Origin of the sequence: Streptomyces sp. NPDC091292, from assembly GCF_044757265.1 — a bacterium.
In the GTDB taxonomy this organism is placed as follows: Bacteria; Actinomycetota; Actinomycetes; order Streptomycetales; family Streptomycetaceae; genus Streptomyces.
This window is the reverse complement of the sequence record NZ_JBIVUQ010000004.1, coordinates 205,574-230,749: the sequence shown is the minus strand read 5'-3', so window position 1 is coordinate 230,749 and position 25,176 is coordinate 205,574. Positions and strand designations below refer to the sequence as shown.

Annotated in this window: 21 protein-coding genes; 10 read left to right on the top strand and 11 right to left on the bottom strand. The window is 70.1% G+C overall.

Translation table 11 applies throughout. The features are described from left to right. Positions 1 to 125 precede the first annotated feature (125 nt). Complete coding sequence (locus ACIQNU_RS15245; RefSeq protein ID WP_401366002.1) at positions 126 to 2,387, bottom strand: transglycosylase domain-containing protein; 2,262 nt, start codon at positions 2,385 to 2,387, stop codon at positions 126 to 128. Positions 2,388 to 2,875: 488 nt separating this feature from the next. Between ACIQNU_RS15245 and ACIQNU_RS15240 the strand changes: the two genes are divergently transcribed. Next, on the top strand, positions 2,876 to 3,295 hold the full coding sequence (locus ACIQNU_RS15240) for a WhiB family transcriptional regulator (RefSeq protein WP_401366000.1): 420 nt from the start codon (positions 2,876 to 2,878) through the stop codon (positions 3,293 to 3,295). Positions 3,296 to 3,353: 58 nt separating this feature from the next. Here the strand turns inward: ACIQNU_RS15240 and ACIQNU_RS15235 are convergent, their stop codons facing one another. After that, the gene (locus tag ACIQNU_RS15235; protein ID WP_401365999.1) at positions 3,354 to 4,736 is read right to left on the bottom strand and encodes an ArsA family ATPase; all 1,383 of its coding nucleotides are present in this window, start codon (positions 4,734 to 4,736) and stop codon (positions 3,354 to 3,356) included. Then, positions 4,733 to 5,773, bottom strand: coding sequence for an ArsA-related P-loop ATPase (locus tag ACIQNU_RS15230; RefSeq protein WP_401365997.1), 1,041 nt, complete (start codon positions 5,771 to 5,773; stop codon positions 4,733 to 4,735). Before ACIQNU_RS15230 ends, ACIQNU_RS15235 begins: the two co-directional genes overlap by 4 nt. Before the next feature lie 213 nt (positions 5,774 to 5,986). Here ACIQNU_RS15230 and ACIQNU_RS15225 point away from each other — a divergent pair, with 213 nt between their 5' ends. The 5 genes from ACIQNU_RS15225 to ACIQNU_RS15205 all read left to right on the top strand — a co-directional run bounded on the left by ACIQNU_RS15225 (position 5,987) and on the right by ACIQNU_RS15205 (position 9,854). Further along, the gene (locus tag ACIQNU_RS15225) at positions 5,987 to 6,808 is read left to right on the top strand and encodes a lipase family protein (protein ID WP_401365995.1); all 822 of its coding nucleotides are present in this window, start codon (positions 5,987 to 5,989) and stop codon (positions 6,806 to 6,808) included. A gap of 50 nt (positions 6,809 to 6,858) precedes the next feature. Beyond that, on the top strand, positions 6,859 to 7,020 hold the full coding sequence (locus ACIQNU_RS15220) for a DUF4177 domain-containing protein (RefSeq protein WP_075033571.1): 162 nt from the start codon (positions 6,859 to 6,861) through the stop codon (positions 7,018 to 7,020). Beyond that, positions 7,017 to 7,484 (top strand): RidA family protein, encoded by a 468-nt coding sequence (locus ACIQNU_RS15215; protein WP_401365993.1) that lies wholly within the window; start codon positions 7,017 to 7,019, stop codon positions 7,482 to 7,484. The genes ACIQNU_RS15220 and ACIQNU_RS15215 overlap by 4 nt, the downstream gene beginning before the upstream one ends. Positions 7,485 to 8,139: 655 nt before the next feature. Then, positions 8,140 to 9,027, top strand: coding sequence for an NUDIX hydrolase (locus ACIQNU_RS15210; protein WP_401365991.1), 888 nt, complete (start codon positions 8,140 to 8,142; stop codon positions 9,025 to 9,027). Beyond that, positions 9,024 to 9,854 carry an MBL fold metallo-hydrolase gene (locus ACIQNU_RS15205; protein ID WP_401365990.1) on the top strand — a complete coding sequence of 277 codons (831 nt, stop codon included), beginning with the start codon at positions 9,024 to 9,026 and terminating at the stop codon, positions 9,852 to 9,854. Before ACIQNU_RS15210 ends, ACIQNU_RS15205 begins: the two co-directional genes overlap by 4 nt. A 30-nt stretch (positions 9,855 to 9,884) precedes the next feature. Here the strand turns inward: ACIQNU_RS15205 and ACIQNU_RS15200 are convergent, their stop codons facing one another. Next, positions 9,885 to 10,559, bottom strand: coding sequence for a Crp/Fnr family transcriptional regulator (locus tag ACIQNU_RS15200; protein WP_016642758.1), 675 nt, complete (start codon positions 10,557 to 10,559; stop codon positions 9,885 to 9,887). Between the two features lie 318 nt (positions 10,560 to 10,877). On the opposite strand from ACIQNU_RS15200, the gene nth reads away from it, so the two are divergent. The 3 genes from nth to ACIQNU_RS15185 all read left to right on the top strand — a co-directional run bounded on the left by nth (position 10,878) and on the right by ACIQNU_RS15185 (position 14,017). Beyond that, positions 10,878 to 11,882 (top strand): endonuclease III, encoded by a 1,005-nt coding sequence (gene nth / locus ACIQNU_RS15195; RefSeq protein ID WP_401365988.1) that lies wholly within the window; start codon positions 10,878 to 10,880, stop codon positions 11,880 to 11,882. A gap of 79 nt (positions 11,883 to 11,961) precedes the next feature. Continuing rightward, a complete protein-coding gene (locus tag ACIQNU_RS15190) occupies positions 11,962 to 12,720 on the top strand; it encodes an NUDIX hydrolase (protein WP_401365986.1) in 759 nt (252 codons plus the stop codon). 97 nt (positions 12,721 to 12,817) lie between these two features. After that, entirely contained in the window at positions 12,818 to 14,017 is a 1,200-nt protein-coding gene (locus tag ACIQNU_RS15185; protein ID WP_401365984.1) for a MarP family serine protease, read from the top strand. A 50-nt stretch (positions 14,018 to 14,067) separates the two neighbouring features. Here the strand turns inward: ACIQNU_RS15185 and ACIQNU_RS15180 are convergent, their stop codons facing one another. The 6 genes from ACIQNU_RS15180 to ACIQNU_RS15155 form a co-directional block, all read right to left on the bottom strand. Further along, positions 14,068 to 14,256, bottom strand: a complete 189-nt coding sequence (locus ACIQNU_RS15180; RefSeq protein ID WP_401365982.1) for a hypothetical protein — start codon at positions 14,254 to 14,256, stop codon at positions 14,068 to 14,070. 194 nt (positions 14,257 to 14,450) lie between these two features. Continuing rightward, the gene (locus tag ACIQNU_RS15175; protein ID WP_401365980.1) at positions 14,451 to 15,398 is read right to left on the bottom strand and encodes an alpha/beta fold hydrolase; all 948 of its coding nucleotides are present in this window, start codon (positions 15,396 to 15,398) and stop codon (positions 14,451 to 14,453) included. Further along, positions 15,395 to 15,880 (bottom strand): phage holin family protein, encoded by a 486-nt coding sequence (locus ACIQNU_RS15170; protein WP_401365979.1) that lies wholly within the window; start codon positions 15,878 to 15,880, stop codon positions 15,395 to 15,397. The genes ACIQNU_RS15175 and ACIQNU_RS15170 overlap by 4 nt, the downstream gene beginning before the upstream one ends. Positions 15,881 to 16,003: 123 nt before the next feature. After that, positions 16,004 to 17,488, bottom strand: a complete 1,485-nt coding sequence (gene nhaA, locus ACIQNU_RS15165; protein WP_401365977.1) for a Na+/H+ antiporter NhaA — start codon at positions 17,486 to 17,488, stop codon at positions 16,004 to 16,006. A 329-nt stretch (positions 17,489 to 17,817) separates the two neighbouring features. Next, positions 17,818 to 19,824 carry an acetate--CoA ligase gene (gene acs, locus ACIQNU_RS15160; RefSeq protein WP_401365975.1) on the bottom strand — a complete coding sequence of 669 codons (2,007 nt, stop codon included), beginning with the start codon at positions 19,822 to 19,824 and terminating at the stop codon, positions 17,818 to 17,820. A gap of 262 nt (positions 19,825 to 20,086) precedes the next feature. After that, positions 20,087 to 22,432: a bifunctional SulP family inorganic anion transporter/carbonic anhydrase gene (locus ACIQNU_RS15155; protein ID WP_401365974.1), complete on the bottom strand. Its 2,346-nt coding sequence runs from the start codon at positions 22,430 to 22,432 to the stop codon at positions 20,087 to 20,089. Between the two features lie 338 nt (positions 22,433 to 22,770). On the opposite strand from ACIQNU_RS15155, the gene ACIQNU_RS15150 reads away from it, so the two are divergent. Then, a complete protein-coding gene (locus tag ACIQNU_RS15150) occupies positions 22,771 to 24,030 on the top strand; it encodes a hypothetical protein (RefSeq protein WP_401365972.1) in 1,260 nt (419 codons plus the stop codon). A 63-nt stretch (positions 24,031 to 24,093) separates the two neighbouring features. Here ACIQNU_RS15150 and ACIQNU_RS15145 read toward each other — a convergent pair whose 3' ends face one another. Further along, positions 24,094 to 25,089, bottom strand: coding sequence for an ATP-binding protein (locus ACIQNU_RS15145; protein WP_401365971.1), 996 nt, complete (start codon positions 25,087 to 25,089; stop codon positions 24,094 to 24,096). Positions 25,090 to 25,176: the final 87 nt, after the last annotated feature.

The window sequence follows — 25,176 nt, the reverse complement described above, 5'->3', positions numbered from 1 at the left end:
TCAGCGGCCTCACTCTAAGGAAGGCCCGCGCGCCACGACAGACGGCGAAACAAGACCAAGAACGGCAAAGGCCGCAGGTCCGGCGCCTGAATGTTCCTCCGGACCTGCGGCCGAGTCGGTGGTGGCTAGCGCCGCCCCCAACCCCCGTTCCCGCCATTGCCGTTGCCGCCGTTCCCGGCCCCGCCGATCAGATCCGGCGGCAGTGAGATTCCGCCGGTGAGGGTCGCGCCCCCCGTCTGGCCCTGGACGTCGCCGGGCTTCCCGTCGACACCGCGGGTGGCACCCCCGGTGTTCCCATTGCCGTTCCCGTTGCCCTTGTCCTTCCCGCCGTCCGGGATGTTGACGAGGTTGAAGCCGGGCGAGTCCTTGCCCGCCAGGGCGCCGGTCATGGCGTCCCGCCAGATCGGACCCGGCACCTGACCGCCGTAGACCGCGTCGTGATAGACACCGCCGATGGTGATGTTGACCATCTTCACCTGCTGCGTACCACTGCCGACCCAGACGGCGCCCGACAGGTTCGGCGTGTAGCCGACGAACCACGCGTTCTTGCGCTCGTCCGTCGTACCCGTCTTACCGGCGTTGGCGCGGTCGGTGAGGCCGGCCTGCTGACCGGTACCGGAGTCGATCACACCGCTCAGCAGCGTGTTGATGCTGTCCGCGGTCTTCTCGGACATCACCCGCGAGCACTTCGACTTCGGCACCGGCATCGACTTCCCGTCGGGCCCGGTGATCGACTCGACGGCGATCGGCGTGCAGAACGTGCCCCGGGTCGCGAAGGCGGCGTACGCGCTCGCCATGGTCAGCGGCGAGATGCCCTTCGAACCGAGGGCGATGGCGGGCACCTCGGGGAGCTTGTCCCCGTTGCCCTGCACGACGTGCAGAGCGTCGGTCATCTTCATCAGCGGGCAGAGGCCGATGTCGGCGATCATCTCGACGAAGTAGGTGTTGACCGACTTGGCCATCGCCTCCTTCAGCCGGTACGGCCCCACCTCGGACTCGTCCTCGTTCGGCACGGTCTCGCCGTTCGTGTTGACCCAGGGCTTGCTGCCGCAGGTCTGTACGGGGCTGGGATAGTCCATCTCGAACGGCGACGGGTACTCCTGCGTCACCGGCCGGCCCTGCTCCAGTGCGGCAGCCGCCACGAACGGCTTGAACGTCGAACCGGTCGGGAAACCGTAGTTCGAGCCGCCCATGCCCTGGTCGACCGAGTAGTTGATCTCGGTCTCGTTCTTGCCGGAGCCGTACGGCTTCGTCTGGCCCATGCCGAGGATCTTGCCGGTGCCCGGCTCGACCAGCGTGGTGGCCGACGCGACCGAGTCCGACTGGTTGACGTGGTCCTTCAGCGACGCCTGCACCGAGTCCTGCGCCTTCGGGTCCAGCGTCGTACGGATCGTCAGACCGCCCCGGTTCCAGAGCTTGGCGCGCTCCTCCTGCGTCTTGCCGAAGACCGGGTCGGTGAGGAAGACCTTGCGGACGTAGTCACAGAAGAAGCCGGCGCCCTTGACCGCGGTGATGCAGCCGTTGTTCGGGCGGCTGACCTTGAGACCCAGCGGGGTCTCCTTGGCCTTGTCGGCGTCCGCCTGCGAGATGTCCTTCACCTCGGCCATCCGCTGGAGGACGACATTGCGCCGCTTGGTGGCCTCGGCCTCGTCGTTCACCGGGTCGTACCGGCTCGGCGACTGGACGATGCCGGCGAGCAGCGCGGCCTCCTGGAGTTCCAGGTCCTTGGCGGGCTTCGAGAAGTACCGCTGCGCCGCGGCCTCGATGCCGTACGCCTGCTGCCCGAAGAAGGTGATGTTGAGGTAGTTCTCCAGGATCCGCTTCTTGCCGAGCTTGTCCTCGATCTGGATCGCCATCTTCAGCTCGCGGATCTTGCGGCCGAGGGTCTGCTGGGTGGCCTGTGCGACCTTCGTCGGGTCGTCGCCCGCCTCCTCGACGAAGACGTTCTTCACATACTGCTGGGTGAGGGTGGACGCGCCCTGGGTGACGCCGCCGCTCTGCGCGTTCTGGTTGAGCGCGCGCAGGATGCCCTTCGCGTCGACCGCGCCGTGCTCGTAGAACCGCGAGTCCTCGATCGCGACGATCGCCTTCTGCATGTAGGGCGAGATGTCCTTGAGGTCGACCACGGTCCGGTCGCGCGAGTAGACCGTCGCGATCGGCCCGCCCTCGGCGTCCAGGATCGTGGTCCGCTGACTCAGCGGGGGCCGCTTCAGATTGGCCGGAATCTCGTCGAATCCCTCGACCGATCCCTTGGCCGCGAGTCCGAGCGCGCCCGCCGCGGGCAGGGCGATACCGGCCAGCACGGCTCCCGCGAGCACACTGACACCGAGGAACTTGGCGGCCTGCTGCGTGGGAGACAGACCACCGCCCGAGCGCTTGTTTGCCATGGGGGCAGCCTACGTTCTCATTCGCCGGACACGCGTATATGCCTTGGCCTAAGCTGCTCTCAACTGTCACAGCAGCGCGCTCGCGCATCAACCCCTGGGCTCTTAAACCTTCCTGTAAACCTTCATGACCGCCCGAAGTCCCGGCAAGGCTCCCGAAGTAACCCGAAGCTGACGGAGCCGGGTGCGCCGGTGACCACGGTGAAGGTACGGCCGAGCGGGGGATCGAGGGCCCGAATCCGCCTCATGTGTCACCTGGCGTCCGTTGTGGCTCAACTGAACTGTCCCGATTTGTGGGATAAGTCCCGCATGCCCCCGGCTCACTCCGTTGGGTGATCTGCCGCGTACGCATAGTCCGTTCGGACCATTCAAGATTGGGCCCGAAGGGGGTGTTGCGCTGTGCCTGCCTTCCGTAACGTCCTCAACTGGCGGCGGTGAATATGCCGCTGCCGCCGTGGGGGAGCCTCGATTCGGGAGAGGACGGCGCCGGTATGGGCTGGGTAACCGACTGGAGTGCGCAGGCGGCCTGCCGCACTACCGATCCGGATGAACTGTTCGTACAAGGAGCAGCGCAGAACAGGGCCAAGGCAGTGTGCACCGGATGCCCGGTGCGTACGGAGTGCCTGGCCGACGCGCTGGACAACCGCGTCGAGTTCGGCGTGTGGGGCGGCATGACCGAGAGGGAACGCCGCGCCTTGTTGCGCAGGAGGCCCACCGTCACCTCGTGGCGCAACCTCCTGGAGACCGCGCGGACCGAGTACGAGCGTGGCGCGGGCCTGCTGCCCGCGAACATCGACGCCATCGGCGAGATCGATGACATCGATGACGACATCCATGACATCCATGACATCGAACACGTCGACGGCATGGACGACGAGGAGACGTACGAGAGCTACGCGGCCGTGGGGTAGGCCGGACCAACCGTCGGCGTGTCGCTGAAGCTGAAGCTGAACACGGTCGCCGCCGGGATCACGCTGTAGCTCCGGCCGGGGGACCCCCGGCCGCGAGCCGGTCCGCGATGTCGCGCAGACCCGCGAGGTCATGGACGTCACCGGGCAGCGCGGCGACCTCGGTCACCGCCACCTCCGGGTGCAGGGCGGTGAAACGGTCGCGCGTGCGCTGTTCGCGTGCCAGCAACTGCATACGTTCGGCGTGCAGCTTCAGCAGCCCGATGGTCAGCCGGGCCGCACTGCCGGTCGCCGCCGAACTGCCGGTCACCTCAGGGGAGTTCGCGGAGTTCGTGGAGTTCGTGGGGGCATCGGGAGAGTCGGGAGTGTTACGAACTCCAGCTTTCCCGCCCCCCTGATCCACAATGCGGCCGTCTTCAAGATTTTCTGAGGAAAGGGTCTCCGCCGCCGACAGGGACCGCTCGGCCGACAGGTGCGCGGCACCGCTGCCGTGCACCCGGTTGAGTACGAGACCGGCCAGCGGCATGTCCTCGGAGGCCAGCCGCTCCACGAAGTACGCCGCCTCACGCAGCGCGTCCCGCTCCGGGGCCGCCACCACGAGGAAGGCCGTGCCGGGCGCCTGGAGCAGCCGGTACGTCGCGTCGGCGCGGGTGCGGAACCCGCCGAACATCGTGTCCATCGCGGCCACGAACGTCTGCACGTCCCGCAGCAACTGCCCGCCGAGCACCTTGCCCAGGGCGCCGGTCATCATCGACATCCCGACGTTCAGGAACTTCATCCCGGCCCGGCCGCCGACCTTCGCGGGCGCCATCAGGACCCGGATCAGCTTCCCGTCCAGGAAGGAGCCGAGACGTTTCGGCGCGTCCAGGAAGTCCAGCGCCGAACGCGACGGCGGGGTGTCCACGACGATCAGGTCCCACTGGTCGCGGGCCCGCAACTGGCCCAGCTTCTCCATCGCCATGTACTCCTGCGTGCCCGCGAAACCGGCCGACAGGGACTGGTAGAAGGGGTTCTCCAGGATCGCGCGGGCCCGGTCCTTGTCCGCGTGCGCCTCGACGATCTCGTCGAAGGTGCGCTTCATGTCGAGCATCATCGCGTGCAGCTCACCGCCCGAGCCGTCGTCGATGCCCTTCACCCGGCGCGGGGTGTTGTCGAGCGAGTCGATGCCCATCGACTGGGCGAGCCTGCGCGCCGGGTCGATCGTCAGGACGACGACCTTCCGCCCGCGCTCGGCCGCCCGCAGCCCGAGCGCCGCGGCGGTGGTGGTCTTGCCGACCCCGCCCGCGCCGCAGCACACGACGATACGGGTCCCCGGGTCGTCGATCAGCAGGTCGATGTCGAGTACGGTCCGGGCGTCGTCGTCGTCCAGAGTGCCGTGCCGCGTGTGCGCCGTCGGGTCGGGTGCCGGGTCCGGCGTGGTGTCGGGTGTCGGGTCCGGTGTCATGAGACTCCTTGGACTCCTTGCTTCCGCAGTTCCTTGGCGAGCCGGTAGAGCCCCGCGAGATCCATGCCCTCGGTGAGCAGCGGCAGTTCCCGCAGAGGCAGGCCGAGGTCCATCAGAACGGCCCGCTGGGCCTGCTCCAGGGCGTGCCGCTCCGCGTACTCGCCGGCCTGCGCGAGGAGCGGGTCGACCAGCTTCTGCGCGTTCCCGCCCTTGCGGGCGCCGCCGAGCCCGGCAGCGGACAGCGACTTGGCGATCGCCGTACGGGGGACCTCGCCGTGACTGTCACTGTCACCGTGGCCGTGAGGAGGGTCACCGTGACCGTGGCCGCGTACGAGATCGAGGTCGTCGTCGTCCAGGAGCGCCGGGCGGACCATGTTGACGATGATCCGGCCGACCGGGAGCCGGGCGGCGCGCAGCTCGCCGATGCCGTCCGCGGTCTCCTGGACCGGCATCTCCTCCAGGAGGGTCACCAGATGCACGGCCGTCTCCGGCGACTTGAGGACCCGCATCACGGCCTGCGCCTGGTTGTGTATCGGGCCGATCTTCGCGAGCCCGGCGACCTCGTCGTTCACATTGAGGAAGCGGGTGATCCGGCCCGTCGGCGGCGCGTCCATCACGACATGGTCGTACGCGAACCGGCCGCGTTTGTCCTTGCGGCGCACCGCCTCGCACGCCTTGCCGGTCAGCAGCACGTCCCGCAGCCCCGGCGCCACGGTGGTCGCGAAGTCGATGGCGCCGAGCTTCTTCAGGGCGCGCCCCGCACCACCCAGCTTGTAGAACATCTGGAGGTAGTCCAGGAGCGCCAGTTCGGGGTCGATGGCCAGCGCGTACACCTCCCCGCCCCCGGGAGCCACCGCGATCTTCCGCTCCTCGTACGGCAGTGACTCCGTCTCGAAGAGCTGCGCGATGCCCTGCCGGCCCTCGACCTCGACCAGGAGGGTACGTTTCCCCTCCGTCGCGAGGGCGAGCGCGAGGGCTGCGGCGACCGTGGTCTTGCCGGTACCGCCCTTACCGCTGACGACCTGGAACCTGCTCACGCATTCGAGCCTAATTCCTCCGTCGGCACCGGCGTGGCTCCGGGGGGATGTCTGCGGGGCGTTCGCGGGGTGCGCCGTCCGGACCGGCGGCGGGTGCGGCTTTCGGGTGACGGGCGGCGGGGTTGCGGCGGGAGGGCCGACGGGACCGGTACGACGGGCCCCAGGGGCGCCCAGGAAGCGCCCCTCAACCCCGCCCGAGAGGACCGATCCCCCATGCCCGTACCGTCCACTTTCGACCACCAGGCGACCGGCTACAGCCTCGCGCACGCGTACTGGCTCGCACGGGCGTCCGACCTCGCCTACAAGGACGAGGCCACCATCGAGAAGCAGGCCCGGGAGTGGGGCTTCGACCAGGTGCGGCACCATCACACGGCGTTCAGCCCGCCGTTCCCGCTGGAGGACACCCAGGCGTACACGGTCGCCGGCGACGACATGATCGTCACCGCGTTCCGCGGCACCGAGCCCGCGCAGATCCGGGACTGGCTCTCGGACGCCTCCACACCGCCGTGGCCGGGGCCGAAGCAGACGGGTTACGTCCACTACGGCTTCGCGAAGGCCCTCGACTCCATCTATCCGCAGGTCCGGGACGCCGTCGCCGAACTCCGTACCGGGGATCAGACGGTGTGGTTCACCGGGCACAGCCTCGGGGGAGCGCTCGCGATGCTCGCCGGGGCGCGGATGTATCTGGAGGAGCCGGGGCTGCGCGCCGACGGCGTCTACACCTACGGCCAGCCCCGCACCTGCGACCGGCAGTTGGCCACCGCGTTCAACAAGGGCTTCAAGCAGCGCATGTACCGCTTCGTCAACAACAACGACATCGTGCCGCAGCTCCCGCCGGAGCCCGCGTTCACGCACGTCGACAGCCTCCGGTACATCGATTCCGGCGGCCGGATCCGCGAATCCATGACCCTGGTCGGCGGGCTGACGGACCGGGCGAAGGGTTTCACCGCCGACCCGCTGGCACCGGCGGCGGACGGGGTCCGGGACCACTTCATCCAGCATTACATCGATGCCCTGGGCAAAGGGCTCGGTTGAGGGCCGGGCTCGGCTGAGGGCCGGGACGGGCAGCGGATACAGTCGGCCGCATGACCAAGTGGGAATACGCAACTGTGCCGCTGCTCGTCCATGCCACGAAGCAGATTCTGGACACCTGGGGCGAGGACGGCTGGGAGCTGGTCCAGGTCGTGCCCGGACCGAACAACCCCGAGCAGCTGGTGGCCTATCTGAAGCGGGAGAAGAGCGCGTGAGCGGCGCCGTCGAGGCGAAGCTCGCCGAGCTGGGCCTGACGCTGCCCGACGTCGTCCCGCCGCTCGCCGCGTACCAGCCCGCCGTACAGACCGGTGTGTACGTGTACACATCGGGCCAGCTCCCCATGGTGGACGGCAAGCTTCCGGTCACCGGCAAGGTGGGCGCCGAGGTCACCGCCGACGAGGCCAAGGACCTGGCCCGCACCTGCGCCCTCAACGCGCTCGCCGCCGTCAAGTCGGTCGCCGGCGACCTGGACCGCATCGCACGCGTCGTCAAGGTCGTCGGCTTCGTCGCATCGGCCACCGATTTCACGGGCCAGCCCGGAGTGATCAACGGCGCGAGCGAACTCCTGGGCAAGGCCCTGGGCGAGCGAGGCGTACACGCCCGCAGCGCGGTAGGCGTGGCGGTCCTCCCGCTGGACGCCCCGGTAGAAATCGAAATCCAGGTAGAACTCAAACCGTAAACCCCCCAAACTCCGGTGCCGCCTCACGCGGAACCCCTGCCCACCCGCGGGCAGGCGTTCCGCATGGAGGACGCCCACCCCGGCCGATCCCGCTGCGGGCAGCCGCCCCGCACTCGTGTCCCCGGAACCCCGTACTCGCAGCCCCCGGAGCCCCGCACCCGCCGCTCCCGCTGTGGGCAGGCGTTCCGCACGGTGCCGACCCGCCCGCCGCTCCCGCTGTGGGCAGGCGTCCTGCACGGTGCCGACCCGCCCGCCGCTCCCGCTGTGGGCAGGCGTTCCGCACGGTGCCGACCCGCCCCCCCCGACCCAGCTGTGGGCAGGCGTTCCGCACGGTGCCGACCCGCCCCCCGCTCCCGCTGTGGGCAGGCGTTCCGCACGACGCCCACCCGCCCCCCCCGACCCAGCTGTGGGCAGGCGGCCCGCACGGCGCCCACCCGCCCCCCCCGACCCAGCTGTGGGCAGGCGTCCCGCACGGCGCCCACCCGCCCCCCCGACCCAGCTGTGGGCAGGCGTTCCGCACGGCGGAACGGGTGGGCACAGCCCCATGCAACCGGCACCGGAAAAGCAAAGGTCAGCGCAAGGCCGCCAGGGACGCCGGGGGAGTTCGAGGGGATCACCCCTCGAACAATCGGGCGCCCCGGGATAGCCTCCGCCCATGGCAGATGGGCAGTGGTACCCCCCGGACTGGCCGGCAAGAATCCGCGCCCTGGCGACCGGCACCCTCACCCCCGCCACCCCCAAACGCGCCTCCACGGTCCTGCTCCTCAGGGACACCCCCACCGGCCCGGCCGTCCACATGCTCCGCCGAGCCGCCTCGATGGCCTTCGCGGGCGGCGCGTACGCCTACCCGGGCGGCGGAGTGGACCCCCGCGACGACGACCACCACATCCGCTGGGCGGGCCCCACACGCGCGGAGTGGTCGACCCGCCTCGGTGTCGACGAGACGGCGGCGCAGGCGATCGTCTGCGCGGCGGTACGCGAGACCTACGAGGAGGCGGGCGTCCTGCTCGCGGGGCCGACCGCCGACGCCGTCGTATCGGACCCGACCGGCGACGACTGGGAGGCGGATCGCGCGGCCCTGGTCGCCCACGACCTGTCGTTCGCGGAGTTCCTCGACCGCCGCGGCCTGATCCTCCGCTCCGACCTGCTCGGCGCGTGGGCCCGCTGGATCACCCCGGAGTTCGAACCGAGGCGCTACGACACCTGGTTCTTCGTCGCCGTCCTCCCGGCGGGGCAGCGCACGCGCAACACCTCCACGGAGGCCGACCGCACGGTCTGGATCCACCCGGCCGACGCCGTCGCAGGCTACGACAAGGGCGACCTGGTGATGCTGCCGCCGACGATCGCCACCCTGCGGCACCTCACCGCGTACGGGACCGCCGCCGACGCCCTGTCCGCCGCCGCGACCAGCGACCTCACGCCGGTCCTCGCCACGGCCCACCTGGAGGGCGACGGAGTGGTACTCCGCTGGCCGGGCCACGAGGAGTTCACGATCCGTATCTCCCCGGGCAGCGAATCCGACGGAGGGACGGGGTCCGTATGACCGACGCCGCCGCGCTACCGGGTCAGCCGAGGGGCGGAGTCCTCTCCGGGCCCGCCACCACCCGCGCCGTCAACGTCCTCGCGCCCAACGCCTCCGCGATGACCCTCGACGGCACCAACACCTGGATCCTCGCGGAACCGGACTCCCCGCTCGCCGTCGTGATCGACCCGGGACCGCTGGACGAGGGCCATCTGCGGCACGTCGTGGAGACCGCGGAGCAGGCGGGCAGACGGATCGCGCTGACCCTCCTCACCCACGGCCACCCGGACCACGCGGAGGGCGCCGCCAGGTTTGCCGCACTGACGGACACGAAGGTACGGGCCCTGGACCCGGCGCTACGGCTCGGCGACGAGGGCCTGGCCGCGGGCGACGTCGTCACGGTCGGCGGCCTCGAACTGCGCGTCGTACCGACCCCGGGCCACACGTCGGACTCGCTCTGCTTCCATCTCCCCGCCGACCGCGCCGTCCTGACGGGCGACACGATCCTCGGCCGCGGTACGACGGTGGTCGCGCACCCCGACGGCCGCCTCGGCGACTACCTGGACTCGCTGCGCCGCCTCCGCTCCCTCACGGTCGACGACGGCGTCCACACGGTGCTGCCGGGCCACGGGCCGGTACTGGACGACGCACAGGGCGCCGTCGAGTTCTACCTCGCGCACCGCGCACACCGCCTGGCCCAGGTGGAGACGGCCGTCGAGAACGGCTACGGCACGGCCCAGGAGATCGTCGCGCATGTGTACGCGGATGTGGACCGCTCCCTGTGGCCCGCGGCGGAATGGTCCGTACGGGCCCAACTGGAGTACCTCGGCGAGCACGGCCTCATCTAGACCGCCCCCGCCGCCCTGCCCTGCCGGGTGTCAGCGGGAGCGCTTCGCCAGACGCTCGACGTCGAGGAGGATCACCGCGCGGGCCTCCAGGCGCAGCCAGCCACGGCCCGCGAAGTCCGCGAGCGCCTTGTTGACCGTCTCGCGGGACGCGCCGACCAGCTGGGCCAGCTCCTCCTGCGTCAGGTCGTGCACCACGTGGATGCCCTCCTCCGACTGCACGCCGAAGCGGCGGGAGAGGTCGAGGAGCGCACGGGCGACCCGGCCGGGAACGTCCGAGAAGACCAGGTCGGACATCTGGTCGTTGGTCTTGCGCAGCCGCCGGGCGACCGCGCGCAGCAGGGCGGCTGCCACCTCCGGGCGGGCGTTCAGCCAGGGCTGGAGGTCGCCGTGGCCGAGGCCGAGCAGCTTCACCTCGGTCAGCGCGCTGGCCGTCGCCGTACGCGGGCCCGGGTCGAACAGCGACAGTTCGCCGATCAGTTCGCCGGGGCCGAGCACCGCCAGCATGTTCTCCCGGCCGTCCGGGGATGTCCGGTGCAGCTTCACCTTGCCCTCGGTGACCACGTACAGGCGGTCGCCGGGGTCACCCTCGTGGAACAGCGCGTCTCCGCGTGCGAGGGTCACCTCACTCATGGAGGCGCGGAGTTCCGCGGCCTGCTCGTCATCGAGCGCCGCGAAGAGCGGGGCGCGCCGCAGAACGTCGTCCACGAGTACTCTCCTTGTCGACCTGCTCAGGGGACCGTGCTCCCCATCTTGCCGGACGGTCCAAACAGTGTGATCAGTCACAAGTCTGCCGCACGTGCGTCCCATGCTGTGCGGGAGGGGGCCAATTGGGGGCTGATCTTCGAGGTCCGGGGCGCATGTCAGTGCCGGGCTTTAGGCTGGCCGGGTGTCCAAATCACGGTGAGAGCACAGGCCAAGGGGGCTGGGCGGGTGGTGGTACGACGTAATTCCGCTGTGGGCGAACAGGCTGCGGCGGCCCCCACAAATGTGGCAAATCCCCCGGCGAGTACGAAGAGGACGACCGTGTCGGAGACCGAGAAGACGGAGACCGAGAGGACGGCGGCCGAGAAGACCCCGGCCAAGAAGGCTCCCGCCAGGAAAACGGCAGCAAAAGCGGCACCCGCGAAGAAGACGGCGACAAAGGCGACCCCCGCCAAGAAGTCGGCGACAAAGGCGGCCCCCGCCAAGAAGACCGCCCCCAAGAAGACCGCCGCCAAGAAGACGGCCGCCAAGCCCGAGAGCAGAGCCGCCCTCGTCCGCCGCGCCCGGCGCATCAACCGCGAGCTGGCCGAGGTCTACCCGTACGCCCACCCCGAGCTGGACTTCGAGAACCCGTTCCAGCTCCTCGTCGCCACCGTGCTGTCCGCGCAGACCACCGATCTGAGGGTCAACCAGACCACGCCCGCGCTCTTCGCCGCGTATCCGGCCCCGGAGGACCTGGCCGCCGCCGACCCGACCGCCGTCGAGGAGCTGATCAGGCCCACCGGCTTCTTCCGCGCCAAGACCAAATCGATCATGGGCCTGGCGACCGCGCTGCGCGACGACTTCGGCGGTGAGGTCCCCGACACCGTGAAGGACCTGGTCAAGCTCCCGGGCGTCGGCCGCAAGACGGCGTTCGTCGTACTCGGCAACGCGTTCGGACACCCCGGAATCACCGTGGACACCCACTTCGGGCGCCTCGTCCGGCGCTGGAAGTGGACCGAGGAGACCGACCCGGAGAAGGTCGAGGCAGCCGTCGGCGAGCTGTTCCCGAAGAGCGAGTGGACGATGCTGTCGCACCGCGTGATCTTCCACGGCCGCCGCATCTGCCACGCCCGCAAGCCCGCCTGCGGCGCCTGCCCGATCGCCCCGCTCTGCCCGGCGTACGGAGAGGGCGAGACCGACCCGGAGAAGGCCAGGAAGCTGCTGAAGTACGAGAAGGGCGGATACCCGGGCCAGCGCCTCAAGCCCCCGCAGTCCTACCTCGACGCCGGCGGCCTCCCCGCACCCCCGCTGGGCGCGCCGCCCGCGGCGGGAAACGCCGGATGACGGCACGCGCGGAACGATCCGCGACCCCGCGGGCGTTGTGCTCAGCGCGGGCATTGCGCTCAGAAGGACGGGGGTGCCGATGAGGCACACGAGCGGCCATATCCACCACGGCACCGGAACCGGGTCGGGCAACGGCATCGGCAGCGGGACAGGTAACGGCATCGGCACGGACCCCGTACCCGTGACCACCGCCGGGCTGCCCACCTGGCTGGCCCCGGTGGCGCGCGCCGCCGAGACCGTCGAGCCGGACCAGCTCAGCCGCTTCCTGCCCCCCGAGGACGGCGCGGGCCGCCAGTCCGCCGTACTGATCCTCTTCGGCGAAGGCCCCCGAGGCCCCGAGCTGCTGCTCATGGAGCGCGCGAGTTCCCTCAGAGAGCACGCCGGGCAGCCCTCCTTCCCCGGCGGCTCCCTCGACCCGGAGGACGGCGATCCGGGCGGCGAGGGCCCCCTGCGCGCCGCGCTGCGCGAGGCCCGCGAGGAGACAGGGCTCGACCCGGCCGGGGTCCAGCTCTTCGGCGTGCTGCCCAAGCTGTACATCCCGGTGAGCGCCTTCGTCGTGACCCCCGTCCTCGGCTGGTGGCGCGACCCGACCCCGGTCGGCGTGGTCGACCCCGCCGAGACCGCCCGCGTCTTCACCGTGCCCGTGGCGGATCTCACGGATCCCGAGAAGCGCGCCACAGCCGTCCATCCGCGAGGCCACGAAGGCCCCGCATTCCTCGTCGAATCGGCTCTGGTCTGGGGTTTTACCGCCGGAGTGATCGACCGCATCCTGCACTACGCGGGCTGGGAGCGCCCCTGGGACCGCACCAAGCAGGTCCCACTGGACTGGCGCTCATGACAAGGTGGGCGACCGTGCTGGAAATCCGCGGGACCCCCCGGACCCCCGGCCGGACTTGGGCAGCCGCAGGCGGCGAGGTAAGGCGAGGCTTGAAACGGTGAATGTGCTGGACATCCTGCTGCTGGTCGCCGCCGTCTGGTTCGCGATTGTCGGCTACCGCCAAGGTTTCGTCGTCGGCATCCTGTCGGTCATCGGCTTCCTCGGCGGCGGACTCGTCGCCGTCTATCTGCTGCCGGTGATCTGGGGAGCCGTCACCGACGACGCCCAGGTCTCCACGACCGCCGCCGTCATCGCCGTCGTCGCCGTCATCGTCTGCGCCTCCGTCGGACAGGCGTTCACCACCCACCTCGGCAACCGGCTGCGCCGGCACATCACCTGGTCCCCGGCGAGAGCCCTGGACGCCACGGGCGGCGCCCTGGTCAACGTCGTCGCGATGCTCCTCGTCGCCTGGCTGATCGGCTCCGCCCTCGCGGGCACCACCCTGCCGACGCTCGGCAAGGAGGTCCGCAGCTCGAAGGTGCTCCTCGGAGTCTCCCGCGTACTGCCCTCGCAGGCCGACACCTGGTTCGCGGACTTCTCGTCGGTCCTCGCGCAGAACGGCTTCCCGCAGGTCTTCAGCCCCTTCGCGAACGAACCGATCAAGGACGTCCAGCCCCCGGACCCGGCCCTCGCCAACAGCGCCGTCGCCGCCAACGCCAAGCGGTCCATCGTCAAGGTCGTCGGCACCGCCCAGAGCTGCGGCAAGGTCCTGGAAGGCACCGGCTTCGTCTTCTCGGACCGCCGCGTCATGACCAACGCGCACGTGGTCGGCGGCGTCGACGAGCCCACCGTCCAGATCGGCGGCGAAGGCAGGCTGTACGACGCCAAGGTCGTCCTCTACGACTGGCAGCGCGACATCGCCGTACTCGACGTACCGAACCTGCGCGCGCCCGCGCTCCAGTTCACGTCGGGCGACGCGGACAGCGGCAACAGCGCCATCGTCGCGGGCTTCCCGGAGAACGGCTCGTACGACGTCCGCCCCGCGCGCGTACGCGGCCGGATCACCGCCAACGGCCCCGACATCTACCACCGCGGCACCGTCCGCCGCGACGTGTACTCGCTGTACGCGACCGTGCGCCAGGGCAACTCCGGCGGCCCGCTGCTCACCCCGGACGGCAAGGTGTACGGGGTGGTGTTCGCGAAGTCCCTGGACGACCCCCAGACGGGGTACGCGCTCACCGCCGACGAGGTGCGTCAGGACATCGAGGCGGGCCGCACCGCCAACCAGCAGGTCGACAGCCAGGGATGCGCCTTGTAAGGCTCAGGGATGCGCCCCGCCGTGAAAAAGGGTTCGGCGCCGCCCCGGGCTCAGCCCCGGGTGTGCCGCAGCCGCGCGGACACCCAGCGGGCCCTTCTGCGCAGGATGCGCGGGATCCCGATGGCCTGCGCGGTGTGCGTATCGCCCCGATCCCCCGGACCGCCCTGTTGACGGGCGGTCAGCGCGGAGGCCGAGCGGCGGTTGCGTGCTGCGTCACTGTAGTCGTGCGTCCAGCCCATACCCCGACGTCTGCCCGTGCCTCAAGGTCGGTAACCGCCCCCACGCCCCCCAATTGGCCTATGCGCGGGGCAAATGGCTGTTCGCCGGACAGGCGTTCCCATGGCTCGGAATCGCGGGCGCCCCATGGCCGGAAACACGCGCCACCGGCCACCGCGCCGCCGACCACTGCGCGACCACTGCGCCACCGGCCGGCTCACCGGTCCGGCTCGGGGTCCTTCAGCCAGTTCACCAACTCGGTCGAGAAGGCCACCGGGTCCTCCTCGTGCGGAAAGTGCCCGAGCCCGTCGAACAGCCGCCAGCGATAGGGCGCTTCGACGTACTCGCCGGAGCCCGCCGCGCTGCGCGTCCGCGTCACCGGGTCGAGCGAGCCGTGCAGATGCAGCGTGGGCACCCGCACCGGCCGCTTCATCCGCCGGTTGAACTGGATACCGTCGGGCCGCAGCATCGACCGGATCATCCACCGGTACGGCTCGATCGCGCAGTGCGCCGTCGAGGGGATGCACATCGCGCGCCGGTACGTGTCGACCACCGCGTCGTCGGGGAACTCGGTGAGACGGGGGCCCGACCAGTCCCGGATCAGCCGGCCGACCATCGCCCCGTCGTCCGCGACGAGCTGACGCTCCGGCAGCCACGGCCGCTGGAACCCCCAGATGTAAGAGCCCGCGGCGGTCTGTTTGAAGTCCGACAACATCGCCGACCGCCAGCGCCGCGGATGCGGCATCGACGACACGACGAGCCGGCGCACCAGCTTGGGCCGCATCACGGCCGCCGTCCACGCCAGATAGCCGCCCAGGTCGTGCCCGACCAGCGCCGCGTCCGGCTCGCCGAGCGACCGTACGACACCGGTGATGTCGAGCGCGAGGTTCGCCGGATCGTAGCCGCGCGGGGTGCGGTCGCTGCCGCCGACCCCGCGCAGGTCCATCGCGACCGCACGGAACCCGGCGTCGGCGAGCGCCACCAGTTGATGGCGCCAGGACCACCAGAACTCCGGAAAGCCGTGCAGCAGCAGCACCAGCGGCCCGTCACCCATCTCCGCGATATGGAAGCGGGCACCATTGGCGGCCACGTCGCGATGCGTCCAGGGACCATCTATCCGTACGGGCGACATGGGTTGCGCCGAATGGGGGGCGGGGTCTGTCATGACGTCGAGCGTGCCACAAGCGCGGGCCGCTCCAGGACGTCATCGCCCGCCGTCACCTCACGGGGGTGCGGCTTCGCGTTCTGCAGGAGCGCGGCGGTCTCCTTCGCCGACGCGACCGCCTTCTGCGGACCCTGCCCCTTCTTCGCCTTCTTCAGGAAGTACACCCCGACCAGCGCGAAGAGCCCGGCCACCACGAGACTCGCGAGGAAGGACAGCAAGAAACACCACGAGAGGTGCCAGCCGCTCCAGGAGTTGATCCCGTACGCCAGTGCGAAGCTCAGCATCGGCAGCGAGAAGATCAGCACGGCACCGGCCGCCGCCAGGACCCCGCCGCCGACCGCACCGCGTTTGACGTCCTGCCGCAACTGGGCCTTGGCCAGGGCGATCTCGTCGTGCACCAGTGCCGACATCTCACCGGCCGCCGAGGCCACCAGCTTGCCGATGCTCTGGTCGGCGCCGACGGGGGCGTCGGGTGCGCTCATCGCGTTCTCCCTCTTTCTGCCGCGGATCGCTGACTCCACGGCCGCTCCCTCGCTCTGTTCGCCGGTGCTGTCCGCCGACTCTGCCGTACGTAAGGACGCCGTGGATGACGCTTTGGTGTCAGATCATGCCGGATGGTCGCCGCGACTGCCCGCCCCGCCACCGTCCCGGCCCTCGTCCCCGCGGCCCTCCCCGGCGCCCCGCCCGGCGCCTTCCCCGGCGGTCACGTCCGCGAGCCTGCGGTGTTCGGCGGCCTTCCGCTCGTAGATCTCGGCCATCCGCAGGTGGTACGCCGGGTTGTCCTGCTCGTAGATGTCGGGGATGCCGTCGAGGTCGTCGTCGCGGTCCTCGTCGGCGACCATCGCACGGTACTTGGCGTTCCTGACCTTCAGCAGGACCGCCGACAGCACGGCCGCGATCAGCGAACCCGTGAGCACGGCCGCCTTGACCTCCGACGTCAGCGCCGGGTCGTCGGCGAACGCGAGTTCCCCGATCAGCAGCGACACCGTGAAGCCGATCCCGGCGAGCGACGCGACCGCGAACACATCGGGCCAGGCCAGATCGTCGGACAGCGACGCCCGCGTGAACCGGGCGGTGAGCCAGGTCCCGCCGAAGATACCGACCGCCTTGCCGACCACGAGACCGAGCACGACACCGAGCGTCTCGGGCTGCGTGAACACCTCCGCCAGCGCCGGCCCCGACACCGCCACACCCGCGCTGAACAGGGCGAACAGCGGCACCGCGAGCCCCGCCGACAGCGGGCGTACGAGGTGTTCGACATGCTCGCCCTGCGAGTGCTCCTCGCCTTCCTCACGGGTGCAGCGCATCATCAGACCCATCGCGACCCCGGCGATGGTGGCGTGGATGCCGCTGTTGTACATCAGCCCCCAGATCACCAGGGCGAGTGGCACGTACACATACCAGCCCCGTACGTCCTTGCGCAGCAGCACCCAGAAGAGCGCGAGGCCGACGACGGCGCCGCCGAGCGCCGCGAAGTTCAGGCTGCTCGTGAAGAAGATCGCGATGATCAGGATCGCGAAGAGGTCGTCCACGACGGCGAGCGTGAGCAGGAAGGCGCGCAGCGCGGACGGCAGCGAGGTGCCGATGACGGCGAGGACGGCCAGCGCGAAGGCGATGTCCGTGGCGGTCGGCACGGCCCAGCCGTGCAGGGAGCCGCCGCCGCTGATGTTGACCAGGAAGTACACGAGCGCGGGCGCGGCCATACCGCAGAGCGCCGCGACGACGGGCAGTACGGCCGCCTTCGGGTCGCGGAGGTCACCGGCGACCAGCTCACGCTTGAGTTCGATGCCCGCGACGAAGAAGAACACGGCGAGGAGCCCGTCGGCCGCCCAGTGCTGGATCGACAGATCGAGACCGAGCGCGGAGGGGCCGATGTGGAAGTTCCGTACCGACGCGTAGCTGTCGCTCAGGGGGGTGTTCGCCCAGATCAGCGCGGCGATGGCGGCGATCAGGAGCAGCACACCGCCGACGGTCTCGGTGCGCAGGGCCTCGGCTACGAAGTTCCGCTCGGGGAGCGAGAGCCGCCCGAACGCCTTGCGGGGCGTGGGGGGTGTGGGGGGTTCCTGGATCGGGGTCTTGGGCGCGGCCACGGGTGCGGACCTCCAGGTCGTGTTCGGCAACGAGGGTCGTTCGACTGCGTTGCCGACCAGACTTCCCGGCGCACCTAGGGTTCCGCGGCGCCGAAGGCCCGGGACCGAGTGGCCCCTTCCCACGTTTCTTGACGTGACCTTGACGCGACTTACACCCTACCGGGTGGATCGTGCGGTGCTCCGGGGGCCCGGAGGGGAGTACCGGGCGATCTTCACTTTACGGAGAAAAGGGGCGCCCGGCGCGCGAGACGTACGCTCGCATGCGCCGGGCGCCCCTGATCTGACCTATGGCGGCCGGAGTCGGACCCGGAAGTTGGCCCGAGGTGGCGTCAGTCCTCGCTCGGCGCGGCTGGCAGCTTGGACTGGATCAGATCCATCACGGACGAGTCGGTGAGCGTCGTGACGTCTCCGAGCGCCCGGTTCTCGGCGACATCCCGCAGCAGCCGCCGCATGATCTTCCCCGAACGGGTCTTCGGCAGCTCCGCCACCGGCAGCACCCGCTTCGGCTTGGCGATCGGGCCGAGCGTGGTGCCGACGTGGTTACGCAGGTCGCCGACGAGGTTCGCGTCATCGGCCGACGCGGTACCGCGCAGGATGACGAACGCGACGATCGCCTGCCCGGTGGTGTCGTCCTTCGCGCCGACGACCGCCGCCTCGGCGACCGCCGGATGCGACACGAGCGCCGACTCGACCTCGGTGGTGGAGATGTTGTGCCCGGACACGAGCATCACGTCGTCCACCCGGCCGAGCAGCCAGATGTCGCCGTCCTCGTCCTTCTTGGCACCGTCCCCGGCGAAGTACTTGCCCTCGAACCGCGACCAGTACGTGTCCAGGAACCGCTGGTCGTCGCCCCAAATGGTGCGCAGCATCGACGGCCACGGCTCGGTGAGCACCAGATAACCACCGCCACCGTTCGGCACCTCGACCGCCTCGTCGTCCACGACCGTCGCCGAGATCCCGGGCAGCGCGCGCTGCGCCGAGCCCGGCTTGGTCTCGGTGACGCCCGGCAGCGGCGAGATCATCATCGCGCCGGTCTCGGTCTGCCACCAGGTGTCGACGATCGGACAGCGGTCACCGCCGATGTGCTTGCGGTACCACATCCACGCCTCGGGGTTGATCGGCTCACCGACCGAACCGAGGACGCGCAGACTGCTGAGGTCGAACTTCGCGGGGATGTCGTCGCCCCACTTCATGAACGTACGGATCGCCGTCGGCGCCGTGTACAGGATCGTGACCCCGTACTTCTGCACGATCTCCCAGAACCGGCCCTGGTGGGGCGTGTCGGGCGTGCCCTCGTACATGACCTGCGTCGCGCCGTTCGCCAGCGGCCCGTACGTGATGTACGAGTGGCCGGTGACCCAGCCGATGTCGGCGGTGCACCAGTAGACGTCGGTCTCCGGCTTGAGGTCGAAGACGGCGTGGTGCGTGTACGCGGCCTGCGTGAGGTACCCGCCGGAGGTGTGCAGGATGCCCTTGGGCTTCCCTGTCGTACCGGACGTGTAGAGGATGAACAGCGGGTGCTCGGCCTCGAACGCCTCGGGCGTGTGCTCGGCCGACTGCCGCTCGGTGATCTCGTGCCACCACAGGTCGCGGCTGTCGTCCCACGCCACGTCCTGCCCGGTGCGCCGCACGACGACGACCTTCTCGACGCCGTCGACCCGGCCGACCGCGTCGTCCACGGCCGGCTTGAGCGCGGAGGGCTTGCCCCGCCGGTACCCGCCGTCGGCGGTGATGACCAGCTTGGCGTCGGCGTCCGTGATCCGGGCGGCGATCGCGTCGGCCGAGAACCCGCCGAACACCACGGAGTGCGCGGCCCCGATCCGTGCGCACGCGAGCATCGCGACGACGGCCTCGGGGATCATCGGCAGATAGACCGCGACCCGGTCACCCTTGCCGATACCCAGCTCGGTCAGGGCGTTGGCGGCCTTCGACACCTCGTCCTTGAGCTGGGCGTAGGTGACGGTCCGGCTGTCGCCCGGCTCGCCCTCGAAGTGGATCGCGACCCGATCGCCGTGCCCGGCCTCCACATGCCGGTCCACGCAGTTGTACGCGACATTCAGCTTGCCGTCCGCGAACCACTTCGCGAACGGCGGGTTGGACCAGTCCAGTGTCTCGGTCGGCTCGGTGGCCCAGGTCAGCCGGCGGGCCTGCTCGGCCCAGAAGCCGAGCCTGTCAGCCTTGGCCCTTTCATACGCCTCCGCCGTGACATTGGCGTTCGCGGCCAGGTCGGCGGGCGGCGCGAACCTGCGCTCCTCTTTGAGCAGGTTGGCCAGGCTTTCGTTGCTCACGACATCTCCCTTTCCCAGGGTGTCCGTTGTGTCCGCGGCACAGCTCATCAGAACCGGCCCCCGGTGACAAGGGCTGGCCGACAATTGGTTTAGACCTGTGAGACGGACCGAATCTCCCCGACGCCCCCGGGCCCCCGGAATCCCCGAAGCCCCGGGGAATCCGAGAACGACAGATTCTCACGGAGCAACTCCCCGCGAACCGCGGAACGGCGTCCGGGTGGGTGAAGGGTGAGGGGCGAGGGGTGAAGGGTGAAGGGTGGCGTGGGTGGGGGGCCTCCCCCCTCCCCCTCCCCCCGCCCCACCCTCCCCCTCAGCCCTTGACCGCCACGTCGCCCGCCACGTCGCCCGCCACGTCGCCCGCCACCTTCGCGAACACTTCCTCCCCGTTCGCCAGCAAGTACGCCTGGGCCTCGCCGACGTGGAAGTACATCCCCTGCAGTTCGAGCGCGCCCTCCGCGAGCCGCCGTGCCACGGCCTCGTGCTGCCGTAGGTGCTCCAACTGCTGCACCACATTGGTGAGGCACAGCTGCTCGACGGCGTCGGCGGCCGGCCGGCCGGCGAGCCGCGCCCATGGTCCCTCGGTCGCCTTCATCCGCTCCAGGCTCGGCGCCCCGTGCCGAAGCCACCGCTTCAACGGTGTCTGGGCGCCACCCGGCGGCGTACTCAACAGCGCCTGCATCGCCCCGCACCCGGAGTGCCCGCACACGGTGATGGACCGCACCTTGAGCACATCCACCGCATACTCGATCGCCGCGGCCACCGAGTCGTCGCCGCTCTCCGCGCCGGGCCGTGGCACGAGATTGCCGACGTTGCGCACCACGAACAGATCACCGGGACCACTGGATGTGATCATCGAGGTGACCAGTCGCGAATCGGCGCAGGTGAGGAACAGCTGTGCCGGCCGCTGTCCCTCCCGGGCGAGCCGGGCCAGCTCGCCACGGACCAGCGGCGCGGTGTTCCGCTGGAACGCACTGATCCCACTGGCCAGTTGATGCCCGCTCGGCTGCTGCCGACCGTCGGCCCGTGGCGCCGTCGTCTGCGGCCGGTCGCAGTGGTGGTTGCGCCATGGTGTCCAGGGCCGGCAGCACGTGTGCGAGGTACTCGCGGGCTCCGCGATCCGCCGCCCCGCACGTCCGGCGACTTCCACGCTCCCGCCGTGCGCGCGGTGTGCGAGTTGCCAGTCCTGCAACGACTCGTACGCCGCGTGGTCCATGAACGAGCCGTCCAGCTCCACGACCGTGTCCGACCCGGCGGGCACCTGGTGCAGTGCCCTGCTGAGCCGTGGCACGGCGAGGAACGTCAACTGCCCGCGCACCCGCACATGGTGTACTCCTCGCGCGTCCCGCTCGTGCGTGATCCGGGTACGCGCGAGCCGGTGGAGGGCGACGCCGACGGCGACCGCGACGCCCAGTGCCACGCCTTCCAGGACACCGAGGAAGACGACGGCGAGGATCGTCACCGCGTAGACCAGCACTTCGCGGTGGCGTGTGACCGTACGGATGTGGTTCAGGGACACCATCTGGATGCCGACCGCCATCACCAGGGCGGCGAGGGAAGCGAGGGGGATCAGCTCCAGAAGCGGCACCATCAGCAGTGCGGCCACTACTACCCAAACGCCGTGCAGCATCGTGGAGTTCCGGCTCACGGCTCCGGATTGCACATTTGCCGAACTGCGGACGGCGACGCCGGCCACGGGCAGTCCGCCGAGGGTGCCGGAGACGATGTTGGCCGCGCCCTGGCCGAGCAGTTCGCGGTCGAGGTCGGAGCGGGCGACGCGTCGTCGCGGGTCGGAGCGGCCGGCGGTGAGCTTGTCGACGGCGACGGCCCCCAGCAGGGACTGCACGCTGCACACCAGTGTGATGGTGAGGACGGCCGCCGCGATGCCGAGGACGGGTCCTTCGGGCAGCCCGGCGAGCGCGTGGCTGCGCCAGGACGGCAGGTCCACCTTGGGCAGGGTCAGCCCGGCGAGGGACGCGGTGAGGGTGGCTCCGGCGACGGCGATCAGGGCGGCGGGCACCCGGCGGGTGAGGCGCCGGGCGGGCTCGGGGATCCTCGGCCAGGCGAAGAGCAGGGCGAGGGTGAGGATGCTCATCGACACGGCGCCGGGGTGCACGTCCGCCAGCTGGGCGGGCAGTGCGCGGAGGTTTTCGAGGACGGCGCTCTGCGGGGTGCCGCCGAGCACGATGTGCAGTTGGGCGACGGCGATGGTGACGCCGATGCCGGCGAGCATGCCGTGCACGATGGCGGGGCTCACGGCGAGTGCGGAGCGGGCCACCCGCAGGCAGCCGAGTCCGATCTGGGCGAGCCCGGCGAGGACGGTGACGCCGCAGGTCACGCGCCATCCGTACTGCTGGATGAGTTCGGCGGTGACGACGGTGAGTCCGGCGGCGGGGCCGCTCACCTGGAGAGGGGAGCCGCCGAGCCGTCCGGCGATGAGGCCGCCCGCGGCGGCGGCGACGAGTCCGGCCTGGAGGGGGGCTCCGGTGGCCAGGGCGATGCCGAGTGAGAGCGGCAGCGCGATCAGGAACACGGCGACGGACGCGGAGAGGTCGGCGCCCATGCCCCGGAATCTGGGGGGCCGCGGTGGGCTGTGGGGTTGGTGGTCGCGCTCTGTACGAGATGCGGTGTGGACGCGTGTGGGGACGCAAGCTGACATGTTTCCCGTCTCCTCCGGGGCAGCGCGGTCGCGGAACAAGGGGTCCCCGTCGATGGCGGGGGCGGCTCGCGGCCGTGGGTCACGGCGTTGCAGTGGCGGGATATCTCAAAGTTCGGTAAATGGATCGTAATCCAGAGTAAAGAAGATAGCCGAACATTTGCATCAAATGGCCCAAGTAATCCCTCTGGCGAGTGAACGCTTCATTTGATCGGCTTGTCATACAAATTCAATAGCGATCCCGTGCGACCTTGGCGGCGCCTTGTCCCGAACCCGGGCCCGAGTCGGAAAGCCGTTCCGATGCGCGGCCCGGCCCTTACTCGAAGGAAGAAGGTGGGCGGATGGCCGCCACCCAGAGGATCGCCGCGGGCATCACGGTGGCCGCGGCCTGCGCCGTGGCACTCTCCGGCTGCTCGACCGACGGCGCCGAGGAAGGCGCTCATGGAAAGAAGGGCGCACAGGCAGCGGCACCCAAGAATGCGGTACGGCTGATTGGTGACGGCTCCACCGCGTACACCGGTCTCCAGCCGCATCTGCCGAGACCGGAGCGGCTGAAACCGGGCCAGAAGCCGCCTCAGTTCGTGGTGTTCTCCTGGGACGGGGCGGGCGAGGACAGCCAGAAGCTGTTCTCCCATTTCCGTAAGGTCGCCAAGGCGAACAACGCCACCATGACGTACTTCCTCAGCGGTGTGTATCTCCTGCCCGAGGACAAGCGCGAACTCTACGATCCGCCCAAGCACAACACGGGCAGCTCGGACATCGGTTTCGGTGATTCCCAGGGCATCAAGGACACCGTGGACCAGCTCCGCGGCGCCTGGCTCGAAGGCAACGAGGTCGGCACCCACTTCAACGGCCATTTCTGCGGCAAGGGCACCGGCGTCGGCGAATGGTCCGTCGCCGACTGGAAGAACGAGATCGCCCAGGCGAAGTCCTTCGTGAAGTCGTGGAAGACCAATGCCGGGATGAAGGACGCCAAGCCGCTTCCTTTCGACTACGACAAGGAACTCATCGGCGCCCGCACGCCCTGCCTGGAAGGGCAGAAGAACTTCATGCAGGCCGCGCGGGAACTCGGCTGGCGCTATGACACCAGCGGCGTCAACGACCAGGTGTGGCCCAAGAAGAAGGACGGCCTCTGGGACCTGTCGATGCAGCTCGTCCCCGTCCCCGGGCGCGGCTTCGAGACGCTGACCATGGACTACAACTTCATGGTCAACCAGTCGGGCACCACCACCCAGGGCGACCCGGACATGCGCGAGTACTGGGGCGACCAGATGCGTGACGGGCTTCTCCAGGGCTTCGACCGCGCCTACGACGGCAACCGCGCGCCGCTGATGATCGGCAACCACTTCGAGTCCTGGAACGGCGGCACCTATATGCGTGCCATCGAGGAGACCATCGAAACGGTCTGCACCAAGAAGGACGTGCGCTGTGTGTCCTTCCGTCAGCTTGCCGACTGGCTGGACGCCCAGGACCCGGCCACCCTCGACAAGCTGCGCGGCCTCGGCGTGGGGAAGGCCCCCAAGGAGGGCTGGCCGGCCTTCCTCGCGGGCAAGCCCGCACCGGCGCCCAAGGGCGTACCGGGAGCCCCGGCCCAGCGATGACCGCCCGGCCGGCCGGAGCACGCTGACCACTCCGGCCGGCCGACAGGGACGGACGCGGGGGTCTCAGGCCGGCTGCGGTGTGCCGACCTCGGTGGTCCGTTCCCGCAGGACGAAGGCGGGGTCGACCTGGGCCGCCAGGTCGGCCCCCGTCCTCTCGTTGCCCCACGCGCGTGCGTTCTTCAGGTGGAACTCGACCATCTGGCGGGTGTAGCGGTCCCAGTCCCGGTCTCCGTACGCGGCGTCGGCGGCGGCCCTCAGCGTGCGCAGGGACTGGTGGTTGTCGTCCTCCAGGAGGTCGAAGCGGGGCGGGCGGCCCTTCTCCATGGCGCGCACCCAGTCCGAGTGCCCGACGGTGACCAGTAGGTCGTCCCCCACCTCCGCGCGCAGGAAGTCAAGGTCGTCCTGGCCCTGCACCTTGTTGCCGACGACTTTCAGGGCTACTCCGAAGTCCCGTGCGTACTCCCTGTACTGGCGGTAGACGGAGACGCCCTTGCGGGTCGGCTCGGCCACCAGGAAGGTCATGTCGAAACGGGTGAACATGCCGGACGCGAAGGAGTCGGAGCCCGCCGTCATGTCGACCACCACGTACTCGTCGCGGCCGTCGACCAGATGGTTGAGGCACAACTCCACGGCACCGGTCTTGGAGTGGTAGCAGGAGACGCCGAGGTCCGACTCCGTGAAAGGCCCTGTGACCATCAAACGCACGGCGGCGCCGTCGAGTTCCACGGTGCGGGCGCAGGCGTCGTAGACCGGGTTCTCCTCGCGGATGCGCAGCAGCCGTGAGCCCTTGCCGGGCGGTGTGGTCTTGATCATCGTGTCGGCCGACGGGATGCGCGGGTTCGAGCCGCGCAGGTAGTCCTTGATGAGGGGAAGCCGCTCGCCGAGCGCGGGCAGCGCGTCCGCCGTCGCGTCGTCGAGGCCGAGTGCGGGGCCGAGGTGCTGGTTGATGTCGGCGTCGACGGCGATCACGGGGGAGCCGGTCGAGGCGAGGTGGCGCACGAAGAGCGAGGACAGGGTGGTCTTGCCGCTGCCACCCTTCCCGACGAAAGCAATTTTCATGTTCAGTAACGATAGTGGCCGCACCCCGCCTCACCGGACCGCGACGTGAAGAAGACCACTCCTTCGTGGGGCGGCGCCCCGGGGTGC

Coding starts and splice junctions, on each gene's coding strand:
- ACIQNU_RS15210 (WP_401365991.1), top strand. CDS start 8,140: ATGGCAGATGGGCAGTGGTACCCCCCGGACTGGCCGGCAAGAATCCGC.
- ACIQNU_RS15155 (WP_401365974.1), bottom strand. CDS start 22,432: ATGTCAGCTTGCGTCCCCACACGCGTCCACACCGCATCTCGTACAGAG.
- acs (WP_401365975.1), bottom strand. CDS start 19,824: ATGAGCTGTGCCGCGGACACAACGGACACCCTGGGAAAGGGAGATGTC.
- ACIQNU_RS15205 (WP_401365990.1), top strand. CDS start 9,024: ATGACCGACGCCGCCGCGCTACCGGGTCAGCCGAGGGGCGGAGTCCTC.
- ACIQNU_RS15150 (WP_401365972.1), top strand. CDS start 22,771: ATGGCCGCCACCCAGAGGATCGCCGCGGGCATCACGGTGGCCGCGGCC.
- ACIQNU_RS15170 (WP_401365979.1), bottom strand. CDS start 15,880: ATGAGCGCACCCGACGCCCCCGTCGGCGCCGACCAGAGCATCGGCAAG.
- ACIQNU_RS15190 (WP_401365986.1), top strand. CDS start 11,962: ATGAGGCACACGAGCGGCCATATCCACCACGGCACCGGAACCGGGTCG.
- ACIQNU_RS15175 (WP_401365980.1), bottom strand. CDS start 15,398: ATGACAGACCCCGCCCCCCATTCGGCGCAACCCATGTCGCCCGTACGG.
- ACIQNU_RS15225 (WP_401365995.1), top strand. CDS start 5,987: ATGCCCGTACCGTCCACTTTCGACCACCAGGCGACCGGCTACAGCCTC.
- ACIQNU_RS15240 (WP_401366000.1), top strand. CDS start 2,876: ATGGGCTGGGTAACCGACTGGAGTGCGCAGGCGGCCTGCCGCACTACC.
- ACIQNU_RS15220 (WP_075033571.1), top strand. CDS start 6,859: ATGACCAAGTGGGAATACGCAACTGTGCCGCTGCTCGTCCATGCCACG.
- ACIQNU_RS15245 (WP_401366002.1), bottom strand. CDS start 2,387: ATGGCAAACAAGCGCTCGGGCGGTGGTCTGTCTCCCACGCAGCAGGCC.
- ACIQNU_RS15235 (WP_401365999.1), bottom strand. CDS start 4,736: ATGACACCGGACCCGACACCCGACACCACGCCGGACCCGGCACCCGAC.
- ACIQNU_RS15145 (WP_401365971.1), bottom strand. CDS start 25,089: ATGAAAATTGCTTTCGTCGGGAAGGGTGGCAGCGGCAAGACCACCCTG.
- ACIQNU_RS15180 (WP_401365982.1), bottom strand. CDS start 14,256: ATGGGCTGGACGCACGACTACAGTGACGCAGCACGCAACCGCCGCTCG.